This is a genomic window from Scytonema hofmannii PCC 7110 (assembly GCF_000346485.2).
GTDB lineage: Bacteria > Cyanobacteriota > Cyanobacteriia > Cyanobacteriales > Nostocaceae > Scytonema > Scytonema hofmannii.
On sequence record NZ_KQ976354.1, the window covers coordinates 9,831,225 to 9,846,618 of the forward strand.

Consider the following 15,394-nt stretch of genomic DNA (forward strand, 5'->3'; position numbering starts at 1 on the left):
GATCGCTGCACTCATTGGGAATTGGGAATTGGGAATTGGGCATGGAGCATTGTAAAAGATATTCAATTCCTGATGCCCATTGCCCATTCCCCAAAATCCAAAATCCAAAAATTGCCTGATTGAGAAGTTGGCTGTGTGAAAATATCAGATAGATAAAACCGAGTCAATAGCTCAAGTGTGTAGATCCACGTGGGCGGCTTTTTAAAGAGTAGAGTAGGGTGGGATGAAGTGTGAAGTATAAATTTTTCATCCTTCATCCTTTTTCATTAAAAAGTAAAATAGGGTAACTCTAAGATCGGAAAATACAAATAATAGGGTTCTGCTTCCTACAAAAACTTTGCGATCCAACCCACTTTTGCAATGGAACATTAGCGGTTATCATGGCTCAGTACATAGCAAAAATGAGTCAACAGTAAACTTACGAAACATTGAGTAGCATATAAAACAAAGGAAACCGGATGCTGGAATTATTTAGTTCAGGGTTAATTTCCATTTGGCTAGAGATGGCAGGTGTACAGGTTAAACCTACAGATGTATTGGATATACTAGCTTGGCAAAGTAGCCCTGGCTTAGTTCTTGCCCCCGATCCAAATCCATCTGGCAGTGCCATTGTGCAGCAGTATCTTAAGGGACTGCAAACATTAAAACTCGTCACCACACCAGAGCAAACACAAAATCAGGGGATTTGGCTTCAGTCAGGACCTATCCTCATGGCTAACCATCAAGGTACAACGCCTCTACCTGCTGCTTCCTTAACCAAAATAGCCACTTCATTAGCTGCACTCACAACACTCGGACCAAACCATCAATTTCATACTTTAGTAAGTACCACAGGATCGTTACAAAATGGTGTCTTACAGGGTGATTTGATCGTAACAGGCGGTGGCGATCCGTTGTTTGTTTGGGAAGAAGCGATCGCTCTTGGCAACAGTCTCAACCAAATGGGGATTAAGCGTATTACGGGCAATTTGATAATTAATGGCAATTTTGCGATGAATTTTCAGCGCAACCCACTGATTGCAGGACAAATGCTCAGACAAGCTATCAATTCTGCCACTTGGTCTCGTGCTATCTCTTTCCAGCATTCACTGATGGCTAAAGGGACTCTCAAACCTCAAGTGACTATTGCCGGACAGGTGAAATTATTAGCACAAGATGTTGCATTTTTTCAAAATCCCCAACAAACCTTATTATTGCGTCACCGTTCGCTGCCATTGAGGCAAATCATCAAAGAAATGAACGTTTTCAGCAATAATGAAATGGCAGAAATGTTGGCTGATGCCGTTGGGGGAGCATACGTTGTACAATCGAAAGCCGCGAGACTCGCAAGAGTTCCTCAGTCGGAAATTCAATTAATTAACGGTTCTGGACTTGGACAAGAAAACCGCATTTCTCCTAGAGCCGCTTGTGCTATGTTAATGGCAATTCAAAAGGAAGCTTTTGCCCACCAGCTCACTGTAGCTGATTTCTTCCCAACTGCAGGGTTTGACAATCGTGGAACACTTCATTCCAGACACCTTCCGGCGGCGACTGTCATGAAAACTGGTACTCTGCGGGATGTCAGTGCTTTAGCCGGAGTTGTACCGACACGCGATCGCGGTTTGGTCTGGTTTGCCATTATCAATCGCGGTTACACCGTACCAGCTTTTCGCACCGGACAAGATCAATTCTTGCAAACTCTTGTCAAGCAATTACAGGTCGCTCCAGCCATACCCGCTAGCCTAACACCCCATACAGCTACCAGCACATTACCCCAATTTGGTGCAGCCAATCGGAATGAGATGGTGTATGGAGGTTAGTCAATTAATTACTCTTCAACTCTTTTGGCATAATCTCTGTTACAACTCTATCATTTGAGTTGCCACCTCTAACTTCAATCGTTTCTGCTTGAATATTGCCAGTAGCTTGTTGACCCTTGAAAGCTAAGGGGGGATCGATTTGTCGGTAAACTACATCACCCTGTCCTTCAACTAATTTCTTATCAAGATACCAAGTGAGATTGTTAGATTTCAGAGATTGACGGCGTTCCCCAACAGCGTAAACATCTCCTGCTAGGTAAACTGTTTTCTCTTGTATCTTCATCTCTCCTCTGTTAGCTGTTACTCTCACATTTTCTTCTCTATGGAATACCTGTACGGGAGCGTTTGCGGTCACAATTTCCGCGTTCAAGTTCCAGGTCATCTCATTACTAGCTACCTGTACGGGTGGATCTAGTAGTTCTACTTGAGCATTTTTCTTAATAGTGGCAATCTTAGTTTTTAAGTTAACTTCAGCAGAATCTCCTCTTCCTCGGTCGGTTACTTGGTTGTTCTTGTAGCGGTTGATTTGCATGGGACGATCGCCTATCAGTTTTTCCTCTTTGATTTTCCAAATCAAATGCTCGGTTCGCATTTGCATAACCGGATCGACTGATTGTGCTACGACTCCTCCAGAAAAGTCCACGTGCTGTTCGCGAGTTTTCACTCTTGCTTCCTGCGCCACTGCTTGCAGTTGCTTGTGCGTTCCATGGATGTTGTTACGAACAATCAGCAAATCTTCTTTAGGTCGCCATTCTAATTCGTTACCTTGCAATACCACACCGTTGAGAGGATCTGTAGCAACAATTTTTCCCTTTAGAAAGAGTTGCTTGCCATCTTGTTCAATATCTGCTTGCTGTGCTTGTACTTGGTATACTACTTTACCATCTTGATACAGTTCGGCGTAAGGGCTTTCTGCTTCACCAATTTGTTTATCTTTTGTATATTTTGCTTGTTTAGCAATCACTTTCCAAATAGGTCGTCCCAGTTCATCCGCCTGCAATAAGGAAACGCCAATAAAAGTCAAGTTACTTTCCTTAGCATTTGATGGAGGATTCTGGATCGGGGGTTTATCAACCACGTTAGATTGTCCCCCTCCACAGGCAACTAGGCTAATTGTTATGAGCCAGAGGAGGGAGAAAAAGATGGAGGGAGTGAGAGAGTGAGGGAGAAAATTCCCCCTTGTCTCACCTTGTCTATTTTCTTTTTGATTCATTACTGCTCTTGAATTTCCAAGTGAGTGTCACTCTCTCTAGGTTCTTCCAAAAAACCCATACCTGCTGATAATGGTCGATAAGGATAGCTTTGGCGGGGTGTTTTTTGAATATCTTCTTTGACTGCTTCTAAATCAATATAGCGATCGCTAACGTTAATTAAGCTATCACTCGTCATCGATCGCAAGCTCACGACTTCTACTCGGACACCACGGTAACTCACAGAATTAACTGCATATGCCAGATCTCCATCTCCACTGACTAGCACTGCTGTATCATATGAATCTACTAAAGCCATCATATCTACAGCTATTTCTACATCCAAGTTAGCTTTTTTCGAGCCATCCGGTAGCTGTACCAAATCTTTAGCAATCACTCTGTAACCGTTACGTCGCATCCATAGTAAAAAACCTTGTTGCTTTTCGTTAGTTCGGTCTACTCCGGTGTAGAAAAAAGCCCGCAGGAGTCTAGAACCTCCTGTTAGCCTGCATAGAAGTTTTGTGTAATCAATTTCAATTCCCAGTTGTAGTGCAGCATAAAATAAATTTGAGCCATCTATAAATATAGCTACACGACCTCGATTTTCCAAAACTTGTTCCGGTGTAAATATTGAGTCGTTTTCTAGATTATTCAACATTGTTGTCATACCTCTTTTTTATTGATGTAATAATTGATACTGATTTTTCCAGATCTACAAGATAGGGTGGTTTATGATAATTTTTCAGGACTAATAAATTTAGTCCCGATAAATTAGAAAAAGAAACTTGAAACAACTAATCGTTTTTAGGTAGTTCTATGCGCTTAAAAATTGGTTTTGGTTCACCCAGCTTTTGTTGGGCTGAGAGTACACCCCATGTTCCATGAATTGAAAAAGGAGCAGCTATTGAAGTTTTTATTTGTTCGTTAAAATTTATTCCAAAGCCCAGTTGCTGGTATATATCGCTACTAATACTTGGAATAATGGGAGATAGAAGATAGGCAGCTAGTCTCACTGATTCAAGAACTGCATAAAGCACTTGTTCTACTGCTTGTTGCTTTCCTTGTTTATATAACGACCAAGGTGCTTGTTCATCAATAAACTTGTTGCTAACTTGTACTAGCAGAAGTACAGCCTCGCAAGCTTGATTGAACGCGAGTGCTTCATAAGCATTGCGAACCTGTTCTCCGAGATGCAAACCGATGGATTTCAAAGGATGATCCGACGATATATCATCATTCGCTATCGATGGAAGATTTCCGGCACAGTATTTCTTCACCATATTCAAAGTGCGGTTTAACAAATTACCTAAATCATTTGCCAAATCTGCATTTAGAATATTAATGAATCTACTTTCATTAAAGTCGCCATCCTTGCCGAATTCGATTTCCTTAAGAAAGTAATAACGAACTGCATCACTACCATAACGCCCAACCAATGCCACTGGATCGAGAGTGTTACCCAAAGATTTACCCATTTTTTGACCATTCTTAGTCAAAAAACCATGTCCAAAGACTCTGTCTGGTAAAGGTAAACCCCCTGACATGAGCATTGCAGGCCAATACACTGCATGAAAGCGGAGAATATCTTTACCAATCAGATGTAAGTTGACTGGCCACCATTTGGCTGTAGCATTCTCTAAAGTTGGTTCGTCTTCGGGTTCTAGCAGTGCAGTTACGTAACCTAGTAAAGCATCAAACCAGACATAAAGGGTGTGATTGGGGTCAGATGGTACTGGAAAACCCCAGTCAACGTTGATACGTGAAATAGAGAAATCCTGCAAACCCCCCTCGACAAAATTCAGAACCTCATTTCTCCGGCTTGTCGGTTGGATAAAATCTGGTCGGGACGCGTAAAGTGCTTGTAGTTGAGTTTGATATTTAGATAACCGGAAGAAATAGTTTTGCTCACCCCGCCACTCCACCTCTTTATTAGTATGAATGGGACAGCGGTGACCCTCTAACAATTCTCTTTCTTCTTTAAATTCCTCACAAGATACGCAGTACCAACCTTTTTGTTGTCCCTGGTAAATGTCACCCGATTTCCATACTCGCTCGAAGAACTCTTTGACGATGAGTTCGTGGCGAGGTGAGGTTGTCCGAATAAAGCGATCGTACTGAATGTCGAGCAACTTCCACAAAGAGACAAAACCAAGGGACATTTCATCAGAAAAGCTTTGGGGCGATCGTCCTTTACTTTCTGCTGTGCGCTGAATTTTTTGTCCGTGTTCGTCTGTACCCGTAATCAGCAAAGCACGACGTCCCAACAGTCTCTGAAATCTCACCACCGCGTCTGCTGCTATCGTTGTGTAAGCACTGCCAATGTGAGGCAAATCGTTTACATAGTACAGTGGTGTTGTGAGTGCAAACGTCTTTTCTGTTTTATTTACTTGATTCATGCAGAGTAAAAACGAGTTGTTAAAAAATATGTTTTGTTTTCTATTTTACTTCTTTAGGCAAAACCACGTAATTATATTACATAACTACTATATTTTCAATCCATATTTTAAGATTAGCAAATCTCCTTGGTTCAAAAGTGATTCATAAGTAGGCATCATGAACGGAGTCTACCGAAACGCGTGAAAAAAATTCTTTTCCCCATTCCCTACTCCTGACTCCTCACTCCCCATTTTTCAAATCAAGGATAAACTCAGTGAATTTATCCAAAAAAAAGAGAATTTAACTAAAGAATTTGGAGAAAACTTTTATGAAATTTTAGAGTACCAGATATACAAACTCCTTTCTTCATCAGGATTTTTCTTGATGCATCTTGATATGATATTTCTACCTTAAGGCAGTCATACTGCTTGGTTAAGAAATGTAAAATTTTAGTCAAGATAAGCTGCAATAAGTCAAAAAATGAAGAGTCCTCTTGAGATTTCTCGATGGTTACTGGCGGCGCTATCAACTAAAATATTTCGCTACTATGAGGATCGCATTCCTCAAGACGCCAGTGTGTTAGTAGTGAGCAATCACCGCAGCTTTATGGATGCACCAATTTTGATGGCAGCCCTATCAAATCCGATCCGCTTTGCCTGTCATCACTACATGGGACAAGTCCCAATCATGCGGGAGATTGTGACGGGGCAATTAGGGTGCTTTCCTCTAGAAGCCAATCAACAGCGCCAGCAAAGCTTTTTTCACCAGGCACAAATTCTGCTACAGTCAAAGCAATTGGTAGGAGTGTTTCCTGAAGGTACAGAACCGATGGTGAAATTTACCCAACCCAATAGTATAGGGGAATTTCAGAGAGGTTTTGCCCATTTGGCATTGCGATCGCAAGTACCAGACTTAGCAGTTTTGCCAATTGCCATAGCCTCCCTTGAAGAAGTTAACACATCTGCTGTACCCCTGAGATTATTAAGTTTGTTCGATCCCTCAGAACCTTTATTTAATCAATCCGGCTGGCATCCTTTAGTTACCTATCGTCGAGTCGCCGTACTGATTGGTCAACCTTATTGGATTAAGTCGCATCAAAAAGAAAAATATCAAGGAAAAAAAGCAAAAACTATAGTCACAGAATTAGCAGAACACTGTCATTCTGAAATTTCTCAATTGTTGCGTGTAGGTTCTTATTAGAATCCAGTGACCAGTGACCAGTGACCAATGACCAATGACCAATGACCAATGACCAATGACCAATGACTAGCACCAAAGTAGAACTCAAACCTTGCTTCCTAACTCCCAAACGGCTACAGCCAGAATTGCCGTTGTTTGTTTATTTACCAGGTATGGATGGAACCGGTCAACTTTTGCGATCGCAAACTGCAGGATTAGAAGTAGGCTTTGATGTCCGGTGTTTGGCAATACCACGGGATGACTTAACAAGTTGGGATGTTTTGACTAACAACGTCTTGGACTTAATCCATGCAGAATTGGAAAAAAGCGCCTGTCGAGAAGTGTACTTGTGTGGAGAGTCCTTTGGAGGTTGTTTAGCACAGAAAGTTGCTATAAAAGCACCCAAGCTATTTAAGCGAATTGTTCTCATTAACTCCGCAAGTGCTTTTCATCTACGCCCTTTCTTAAGTTGGGCATCTCAACTGACATCCCTAGTGCCATCATGCCTTTATGATATTGCTGGATTGGGCTTGTTACCGTTCTTAGCTAATTTGTCACGTATTTCCCGAACTGACAGACACGAACTTGTCAAAACCATACGCTATGTACCGCCGCAAACTGTCCTTTGGAGAATTTCTTTACTAAGAGAATTTTATGTTGATGACGCGCAGTTAAGCCGCCTCACTCAGCCTGTTTTAGTCATCGCTGGTTCTCAGGATCGACTTTTGCTCTCCCTAGAAGAAGCCAAACGTTTAACGAATCTTTTACCCAATGCCAAAATGTTAGTGCTACCGGATTGCGGACACGCCTGTTTACTGGAAACAGATATTAATCTCTATGAAATTATGAGGAAACAAAATTTTTTAGATCCTAGCGTTCCAATGGTTGAAGTACAGAGGTAGCATAATTCATAATAGAAATTAAACCAATTTTTTGGAAAAACAATATGGCGCAAGCAAGTGTAAGATTACAAATTCCTTTTGAGTCATTGCTAGATGCCATTGATAACCTTCCCCTCGAAGATAAACATAGGCTTTGGCAACTCTTAGATGAGGAAATCAGAAAAGTGGAAACAGAGTTGGGAGAAGACTCTTACGATTGGGGACCCAGTGGACAGCCACCAGGAAAGCCAGTAGAGTATATTCCAGGAGTGGGACTAACAGTTATTGGTGGTAAAGGTGCGATTGCCTGATTTACTTTCATGTGGGGATGTGGTTATAGTCGCTTTGCCTACCCATACTCCTAAAAGGCATGAACAGCAAGGAACTCGACCTGCTATAGTGGTTGGTATACCTTCGGGAGAAGTGCGCTATCAAATGCTAATAATTACTCCTTTAAGCACCCAAATTGGCTCTTGGGCGCTTAACAATCCCAGCTTATACCCACGATTGGAAGCTGGTGTTGGAGGCTTGTCTCAATCTTCCATTGCCTTGCTAGATCAAACCAGAGGATTAGATATCAGTCGGATCGTAGCGTATTTAGGAACACTGACTGCTGAGCAATATGTACCAATTCTTGCAGGAATAATGCAATTGCTTGAAGTCCAAAGGTAGCATAATTCATAATATAAATAAAAATAAAGAAGGCTAAAAATGCAAACTGCTAAATTATTGATGAGTGGTGACAATCAATCCGTTATTTTACCTCAAGAATTTCAAATTCAGGGTACTGAGGTTTATGTGAAAAAAGTAGGTAATACTATAGTCTTAATTCCCAAAGAAAATCCATGGGGAGCTTTATTTGATAGTTTAAACTTGTTCTCTGATGACTTCATGGAAAATCGCGAACAACCTATGCTGGAAATCAGAGAGTCATTTGAATAAGATTTTTATTAAATACGAATATGAAAGATCATTTTACCCTTCTAGATAGAAGCCAAAATGACCCTACCTTTGCTACAACCATCAGTAGTCACTAGAATCGGGAAAGTAGTGAAAAATGGTAGACAAAAAACAACAAAGCAATCCCCCTACTAACGATAAAGAAGATAAACCATCTTTACTAGAATCCGTTGCTGAGTCACTAGGTTGTGCACTAGGTACTGCTGTAGGAGTAGGCACAGCAGCAAGTATTATTGCTGTAGAAGCTGGCAAAGCAGTTGCAGAAACAGCTACTGAAGTGGGAGAAGCAGCAGCAAAACAAACACACAATTTGATCGAGCAAGCAACCCACACAGCTGGGGAAGTCGCAAATTATCTTGGTGAAAACTGGCTGATAAGAAAACTATCAGGAGTTTTAAATCTAAATTGGCTACTCGGTGCTTCTGACAACGTCAATTTGGAAAAAGCAGCAGCAGCAGTTAAACAATTACAGCTAGAACACCCCAACGAATCACCCAGCCAAATTTCTCATCGCATCATGGTTGAGAAAGCAGCAATGGCAGGGGGAATTGGATTGGCAACTAGTGTTTTGCCAGGAGTTGCAGTAGCACTTTTGGCAATTGATTTGGCAGCTACTACAGAGTTGCAATCGGAAATGGTTTATCAAATTGCAGCCGCCTATGGATTAGATTTAAAAGATCCTGCTCGTAAGGGCGAAGTGCTGGCAATTTTTGGTTTAGCCTTGGGTGGGGGTCGTTTGTTAAAGGCAGCCGGTTTGGGCTTACTGAAAAATGTTCCTTTTGCCGGTGCAGTCATTGGTGCTAGTTCTAATGCAACAATGATTTATTCATTAGGGTATGCGGCTTGCCGATTTTATGAAACAAAGATAGATATATCAAAGTCGTTGTCTTCTGAGGAAACGCTTGCAGAATTAAAGCAAGAAAGTGAGAATTATCTGGAAAAAGCGATCGCGCAAGAAGCCGTGATGGATCAAATCTTAGTTCACATGATTCTTGCTAGTTATCCAGAGAAAACTTGGGAAGAAGTTTTGCCAGAATTGCAATCTCTAAATTTGAGTTCTAACTCATTAGAAACTATTGCTCAAAATATCAAATCACCGCAATCTTTGGATACCCTTCTCAATCAACTTAATAGAGATTTTGCCATACCGGTGTTGGCTCAGTGTTACAGAATTGTTCGCAATCAAAATGAGATAACATCTGCCGAACAAAATATCATTAATACAATTGCTAGTAAATTTAACATTGATGTTAATACTATCAAATCTTTAGTCGATCAGTAGTTCCACCTAAAAGGGAGGTCCCGAATTTGCCAATTGCCCTCCAATACTGCAAGGGATTACAATCGTTGAGGCGTCAGAACCCCGGTTTCTTTAAGAAACTGGGGTTCTAATTTTCGTTTATCCGAGTAGTATTGAATTGCCCTCAGAATAGAATTCTGGGGCTACACAAACGCTCGTCCACGCAGGTGGACTTAATAAGAAGTCCTTGTCTTGCGGACGAGCGCCTGTATAGTCGCGATTTCAATCGCAAACGTGTTTTTTCCAAATTGATATGCTCCTCACCTAAAAAAACTAAAAGTGTTTGGTCAATGGATAGCCCCTCTCCTTGTAGGAGAGAGGTTTGGGGTGAGGGCTGATGAGCGTTTCGTCTAATTCTACACGATCCCCGACTTCTCAGAGAAGTCGGGGATCTGACTGCATCAAAACCCGGTTTTTTAAGTTTTTGCTAATTTAATAATTTTTTAATAAAATCTATCTCAGGCTTGTTACATAAGTATTGCCAACAGCCATAAGGTAGATTTTAGAAACATTTTGATTGATTTGGTTTGATTTATGTAATGTTCAAAATGAGGTTTTATCTATACTATATCGGCAAACAGAACTTTAAAATTGAGGTGAAGGCTCGTGATTAACTTCACCACGACAAGAATAATATCAAAAGTTACAAGCGCCATTACGATTTTTGTGGGGTGTATTGTACTGATTGGCTGGACACTTGATATTAACCTGCTCAAGAGTGTTCTTCCAGAACTTCTCAGTATGAAAGCAAATACAGCGATCGCTTTTTTATTAGCAGGAGTATCGCTGTGGCATTCTATCTTAGGAGAACAAAAGAGAAAATCCAGTTTTGTGGCTCGTTTAACAGCGATCGCAGTCTCTTCTATTGGTCTACTCACTTTGTGTCAATATATCTTAGGATGGAATTTAAGAATCGACGAATTACTGTTTAAAGATTTACCCAACGCCTTAGACACTTCTCATCCTGGCCGAATGGGGGTAAACACTGCCCTCAATTTTGTGTTATCGGGTGTTGCACTGTGGTTACTGGGGCAAAGGACAAATCGCAGTGACTATCTATCTCAAGGTTCAAGCATAGTTGTTGCCTTAATATCTCTCCAAACAATAATCGGCTATATCTACGGAGTGAGAAATTTTTACCACTTAGGCGTTTATACTACCTCAATGGCGTTACATACAGCACTAACTTTTGTAGCGCTTTGTGTGGGAGTGTTGTATATTCGTCCGAACACCGGGTTTATGCGGACAATTACCAGTGAACTAAATGGGGGTGCGATCGCCCGTTTGTGGATACCAGCTGTTTTGATTCTGCCCCTTATCTTGGGGTGGTTAACTCTTTTGGGACAAACAGCTAAGCAATACGATGCAGCTTTTAGCGTATCACTGCTTGTCGTTTTGCTAGATGGAATCTTTTTAGGTTTAATTTGGCAAAATGCCAAGTTTCTCAATCAGTTAGATAGCACTCGTCAAAAAGCAGAAAAGGCGTTGCGAGAGAGCGAAGAACGTTATCGGTTGCTTGTCGAAAACGTTCCTCAATTGGTTTGGACTAGCCAACCCAATGGTTTTATAGAGTACTTCAATCAGCGCTGGCTGGACTACACTGGGTTGCAACTCCATCAAACTTTAGGGTGGGATTGGCAGCAGGTGGTTCATCCTGAAGATTTACCTGGTGTGCTTGAAAGTTGGACAACCGGACTCAGGACAGGAAACAGAGTTGAAGCACAGTATCGTCTGAGACGTTTTGATGGGGTTTACCGTTGGCATATAGTACAAGCTTTACCACTATGCGACAGCAACGGGACTATTACTAAGTGGTTTGGCACTTGTACAGATATTGACGATCGCAAACGAGCAGAAATTGCCCTGCGCCAAAGCGAATCTCGACTGCGGTTCTTTGTAGAATCAGACTTAATCGGCATTATCAGCAGCGATATACATGGACGGCTTAAGGAGGTCAACGATGCATTTTTGAGCATAGTTGGCTATACTCGCAAAGATTTCCTTGTGGAAAGGCTGGAGGGGAAAGATTTAACACCACCAGAATTTTTACCATTAGATGAAGCAGCGCTAGCCGAAGCAAAAGTGAAAGGAAGCTCTAGCCCCTATGAAAAAGCTTACATCCGAAAGGATGGAACTCGCGTTCCGGTGTTAGTGGGCTGCACTATAGTTGGAGAACAGCAGGAAGAAGCGATCGCCTTTGTTCTTGATATTAGCGAACTTAAGAGAACTCAAGCAGCCTTAACGGAAAGTGAGAAGCGCTTTCGCCATGTTACGGATACTGCCCCAATGATGGTTTGGATGTCTGGTAGAGATAAACTGTGTAACTACTTCAATAAGCCTTGGCTTGAATTTACCGGACGAACAATGGAGATGGAAACAGGCAATGGTTGGCTAGAAGGTCTACATCCTGAAGATCTTCAGCATTGCTTGGAGACTTATATGAGTGCATTTGATGCACGCCTTAGGTTTCAAATGGAATACCGCCTCAGGAGGTTTGATGGCAAATACCGTTGGCTCTTTGATATTGGTGTACCCAGATTGACGCCAGAAGGTGAGTTTTTAGGTTACATCGGGTCTTGTATAGATATAGAAGACCGCAAACAAACCGAAGCCCAAATGCGACAAATCAACGAAACTCTGGAAGAAAGAGTCAAAAAACGCACTGTTCAGCTAGAATCTGCCAATAGGGAACTTGAATCGTTCTCTTACTCAGTTTCTCATGACCTAAGAGCACCATTGCGGCACATCACCGGATTCGTTGACTTGTTGCAAAAACGGTTAGCAGAAACATCGCTAGATGAAACTAGCCAACATTACCTTGACATTATCACCGAAGCCACCAAACAAGCAGGTAAATTGATTGATGATTTATTAACTTTTTCCCGTGTAGGGCGTTCTGAAATGCGCCATACCAACGTAGACATGAATTTACTGTTACGGGAGGTACAACGCGATTTATTACCAGAAACGAAAAATCGTAAGATTTCTTGGCAAATAGAATCACTACCCCAAGTCCATGGTGACCCTTCCATGTTAAGACTGGTTCTTCGTAACTTGTTAGAGAACGCCATTAAATATAGCAAAACCCGTTCCTTGGCAGAAATTACTGTAGGCTGTATCAGTGAGGAACAAGAAGTGGTATTCTTCGTGCGAGATAACGGCATTGGTTTTGATATGCGATACGTTCACAAATTATTTGGTGTTTTTCAACGCCTGCACAGCGATCCTCAGTTTGAGGGTACGGGTGTTGGATTGGCAAATGTCCAGCGCATCGTTCATCGACATGGTGGGCGTGTCTGGGCAGAAAGTGAAATAGAAAAGGTTACGACCTTTTATTTTGCGCTACCAAGGGGGTTTGGAGTAGCGAGTGGAGAGTAGAGAGCGAACGATGGAACTAAAGCGCATTCTCCTAGTGGAAGATAGCATTAACGACGTTGAGTTAATCCTGACTTCACTGGCAGAAAACCATTTGGGTAATGAAGTTGTTGTTGTCCGAGACGGTGAAGAAGCATTGGATTACCTATACCGCCGTGGCTTGTATCGATTGCGGCGCGAGGGTCATCCTGTTGTGGTATTATTGGATCTTAAGCTACCAAAAATTGATGGATTAGAAGTTTTGACACAACTCAAAGCCGATCCAGCGTTGCGAGTAGTACCAGTAGTTGTGCTAACTTCTTCACGCGAAGAACAAGATTTGACTCGTTGTTATGAACTTGGCACAAATGCTTATGTTGTTAAGCCCATTGATTTTCATGAATTTGTTGAAGTCATTAGAGGGTTAGGATTATTTTGGGCAATCATTAATGAACCGCCTCCAGGTTCCATACCTCCGGCACGCAGTACTCACGGATTTGCAGGAACATAACAATGTCTGGTCTCAGGTTTCTCTTGCTGGAAGATAGCTTGCTGGATACAGAACTTATCTACGCCATCTTAAAAGAAGGTGGAGTTTTTTGCGAATTGGTTCAAGTGAAGACCCAAGCTGAATTCCAGAAGGCACTTGAGGAAGATCGTTTTGACCTGATTCTTTCAGATTACTCCTTACCTGGGTTTGATGGAATTTTGGCTTTGGAGATGGTACGCCGTTTGGTACCAAATATACCCTTCATATTTGTAACCGCAACAATGGGAGAAGAGGTAGCAATTGAAACTCTCAAAAGCGGTGCTACTGACTATGTACTGAAGCAACGGTTGGAACGTGTCGTGCCTTCAGTCAAGCGGGCAATGCGAGAAGCCGAAGAACGTCGCGCCCGTCAACAAGCAGAAGCCGAATTAAAACAGCAAAAAGAAGAATTGGAAAGGGCAAACCGTATTAAAGATGAGTTTTTGGCGGTACTTTCCCATGAATTGCGATCGCCTCTCAATGCCATTCTCGGTTGGTCAAAAATTCTCCGAACCCGCCAGATAGACGAGGTAACCCTTGCCCGTGCGCTGGAAACGATTGAGCGCAACGCCAAGCTACAAACTCAACTGATTGAGGATTTGTTGGATGTCTCTCGCATTATTCGCGGGAAATTAACCCTGCGTGCTCAACCCACAAACTTAATTCCTGCCATTGAAGCTGCAATTGATACCATGCGTTTGGCAGCTCAAGCTAAATCTATCGATCTTAAGTTTTCCATTTTAGATTCTGAAGTAGAGAATCAAGATGAAACTTCAAGTATTGTACCAACTAATACTCAAACTATAAATCAAGAACCCAAATCCCCACCCCTTGCTTCAACAGAAGAAACTTTTACAGTCACTTTCATCCCACAAGCAACACAGTGGCATCCACAGTCAAAATTCTTTGTCTTGGGAGACCCCAATCGTTTGCAGCAAATCGTTTGGAATCTCCTCTCAAATGCAATCAAGTTTACGACTCAAGGGGGACAGGTAGAAGTGTTGCTGGAGAGAATAGGAGAAGAACCTCAGGACTGGAGACGGACGAATAAGGAAAAACCTACCCAATGCCCAACATATGCCCGAATTACAGTGAAGGATACAGGTATAGGTATTCATTCTGAGTTTCTACCTTACGTATTTGATTCCTTTCGGCAAGCAGATGGTTCCATCACCCGCAAACATGGTGGTTTGGGATTGGGTTTAGCAATTGTGCGTCACTTGATAGAACTTCATGGCGGAAGTGTTGCTGCAAGCAGTCCAGGAGAAGGACAGGGCGCAACATTTACAGTACAACTGCCAATTTTGGCAGGGAGTGGGGAATGGGGAGTAGGGAATAGGGGCAAATTTCCCCACCCCCTACTCCCTACTCCCTACTCCCTACTCCTGACAGGAGTGAGAGTTTTGGTAGTTGATGATGAGAAGGATTCTCGTGATTTTATAGTTTATGCCTTAGAAGATTGTGGAGCGATCGCATCTGCGGCAACATCTGCTGATTCAGCACTGGAAATGCTAGCATCTTTTCAACCAGATGTGCTAGTTAGCGACATTGGTATGCCCGAAATAGATGGTTATGACCTAATTCGCCAAGTCAGAAATCTACCCAGCGAAAGGGGAAGACAAATCCCAGCTATTGCGCTGACAGCTTATGCTGGAGACAGGGATCGGCAAGAAGCGTTAGCAGCTGGTTTCCAAAAACACCTCTCCAAACCAGTCATGCCAGATGAACTTGCCAATGTTGTTGCAGAATTAGTTAAGGGTTAGTGGTTAGTGGTTGGTGGTTGGTGGTGAACAACTAACAACTAACAACTAACAACTAACAACTAA

13 protein-coding genes are annotated in these 15,394 nt (G+C 42.1%); 10 read left to right on the forward strand and 3 right to left on the reverse strand.

Features of this window, described 5'->3' with window-relative positions:
* Nucleotides 1-458 precede the first annotated feature (458 nt).
* A complete protein-coding gene (locus WA1_RS41460) occupies nt 459-1,799 on the forward strand; it encodes a D-alanyl-D-alanine carboxypeptidase (RefSeq protein WP_017742933.1) in 1,341 nt (446 codons plus the stop codon).
* 4 nt (nt 1,800-1,803) lie between these two features.
* On the opposite strand, the gene lptC is transcribed toward WA1_RS41460, so the two are convergent.
* From lptC to metG, 3 genes are all read right to left on the reverse strand, one after another.
* Entirely contained in the window at nt 1,804-3,012 is a 1,209-nt protein-coding gene (gene lptC, locus WA1_RS41465; RefSeq protein WP_017742934.1) for an LPS export ABC transporter periplasmic protein LptC, read from the reverse strand.
* A complete protein-coding gene (locus tag WA1_RS41470) occupies nt 3,012-3,647 on the reverse strand; it encodes a LabA-like NYN domain-containing protein (RefSeq protein ID WP_017742935.1) in 636 nt (211 codons plus the stop codon). Before WA1_RS41470 ends, lptC begins: the two co-directional genes overlap by 1 nt.
* A gap of 136 nt (nt 3,648-3,783) precedes the next feature.
* Nucleotides 3,784-5,385 (reverse strand): methionine--tRNA ligase, encoded by a 1,602-nt coding sequence (gene metG, locus WA1_RS41475; protein ID WP_066613207.1) that lies wholly within the window; start codon nt 5,383-5,385, stop codon nt 3,784-3,786.
* 460 nt (nt 5,386-5,845) lie between these two features.
* Here metG and WA1_RS41480 point away from each other — a divergent pair, with 460 nt between their 5' ends.
* From WA1_RS41480 to WA1_RS41520, 9 genes are all read left to right on the forward strand, one after another.
* Nucleotides 5,846-6,565 carry a lysophospholipid acyltransferase family protein gene (locus tag WA1_RS41480; RefSeq protein ID WP_017742937.1) on the forward strand — a complete coding sequence of 240 codons (720 nt, stop codon included), beginning with the start codon at nt 5,846-5,848 and terminating at the stop codon, nt 6,563-6,565.
* A 62-nt stretch (nt 6,566-6,627) separates the two neighbouring features.
* Nucleotides 6,628-7,446, forward strand: a complete 819-nt coding sequence (locus tag WA1_RS41485; RefSeq protein ID WP_017742938.1) for an alpha/beta fold hydrolase — start codon at nt 6,628-6,630, stop codon at nt 7,444-7,446.
* A gap of 44 nt (nt 7,447-7,490) precedes the next feature.
* Nucleotides 7,491-7,736, forward strand: coding sequence for a hypothetical protein (locus WA1_RS41490; RefSeq protein ID WP_017742939.1), 246 nt, complete (start codon nt 7,491-7,493; stop codon nt 7,734-7,736).
* Nucleotides 7,723-8,097, forward strand: a complete 375-nt coding sequence (locus WA1_RS54020) for a type II toxin-antitoxin system PemK/MazF family toxin (protein ID WP_272819335.1) — start codon at nt 7,723-7,725, stop codon at nt 8,095-8,097. Before WA1_RS41490 ends, WA1_RS54020 begins: the two co-directional genes overlap by 14 nt.
* 39 nt (nt 8,098-8,136) lie before the next feature.
* The gene (locus WA1_RS41500; protein ID WP_017742941.1) at nt 8,137-8,367 is read left to right on the forward strand and encodes an antitoxin; all 231 of its coding nucleotides are present in this window, start codon (nt 8,137-8,139) and stop codon (nt 8,365-8,367) included.
* Between the two features lie 115 nt (nt 8,368-8,482).
* On the forward strand, nt 8,483-9,667 hold the full coding sequence (locus WA1_RS41505; RefSeq protein ID WP_017742942.1) for an EcsC family protein: 1,185 nt from the start codon (nt 8,483-8,485) through the stop codon (nt 9,665-9,667).
* A gap of 624 nt (nt 9,668-10,291) precedes the next feature.
* Nucleotides 10,292-13,063 carry a PAS domain-containing sensor histidine kinase gene (locus tag WA1_RS41510; RefSeq protein WP_148662873.1) on the forward strand — a complete coding sequence of 924 codons (2,772 nt, stop codon included), beginning with the start codon at nt 10,292-10,294 and terminating at the stop codon, nt 13,061-13,063.
* 10 nt (nt 13,064-13,073) lie between these two features.
* The gene (locus WA1_RS41515) at nt 13,074-13,550 is read left to right on the forward strand and encodes a response regulator (protein WP_017742944.1); all 477 of its coding nucleotides are present in this window, start codon (nt 13,074-13,076) and stop codon (nt 13,548-13,550) included.
* A gap of 2 nt (nt 13,551-13,552) precedes the next feature.
* Nucleotides 13,553-15,331 (forward strand): ATP-binding response regulator, encoded by a 1,779-nt coding sequence (locus WA1_RS41520; protein WP_017742945.1) that lies wholly within the window; start codon nt 13,553-13,555, stop codon nt 15,329-15,331.
* Nucleotides 15,332-15,394: the final 63 nt, after the last annotated feature.

What these genes read in the sequence shown, in the direction of transcription:
- WA1_RS41520 (WP_017742945.1), top strand. Translation starts at nt 13,553, where the DNA reads ATGTCTGGTCTCAGGTTTCTCTTGCTGGAAGATAGCTTGCTGGATACA.
- WA1_RS41515 (WP_017742944.1), top strand. Translation starts at nt 13,074, where the DNA reads ATGGAACTAAAGCGCATTCTCCTAGTGGAAGATAGCATTAACGACGTT.
- WA1_RS41505 (WP_017742942.1), top strand. Translation starts at nt 8,483, where the DNA reads ATGGTAGACAAAAAACAACAAAGCAATCCCCCTACTAACGATAAAGAA.
- WA1_RS41490 (WP_017742939.1), top strand. Translation starts at nt 7,491, where the DNA reads ATGGCGCAAGCAAGTGTAAGATTACAAATTCCTTTTGAGTCATTGCTA.
- WA1_RS41485 (WP_017742938.1), top strand. Translation starts at nt 6,628, where the DNA reads ATGACTAGCACCAAAGTAGAACTCAAACCTTGCTTCCTAACTCCCAAA.
- WA1_RS41460 (WP_017742933.1), top strand. Translation starts at nt 459, where the DNA reads ATGCTGGAATTATTTAGTTCAGGGTTAATTTCCATTTGGCTAGAGATG.
- metG (WP_066613207.1), bottom strand. Translation starts at nt 5,385, where the DNA reads ATGAATCAAGTAAATAAAACAGAAAAGACGTTTGCACTCACAACACCA.
- WA1_RS41480 (WP_017742937.1), top strand. Translation starts at nt 5,846, where the DNA reads ATGAAGAGTCCTCTTGAGATTTCTCGATGGTTACTGGCGGCGCTATCA.
- WA1_RS41470 (WP_017742935.1), bottom strand. Translation starts at nt 3,647, where the DNA reads ATGTTGAATAATCTAGAAAACGACTCAATATTTACACCGGAACAAGTT.
- lptC (WP_017742934.1), bottom strand. Translation starts at nt 3,012, where the DNA reads ATGAATCAAAAAGAAAATAGACAAGGTGAGACAAGGGGGAATTTTCTC.
- WA1_RS41500 (WP_017742941.1), top strand. Translation starts at nt 8,137, where the DNA reads ATGCAAACTGCTAAATTATTGATGAGTGGTGACAATCAATCCGTTATT.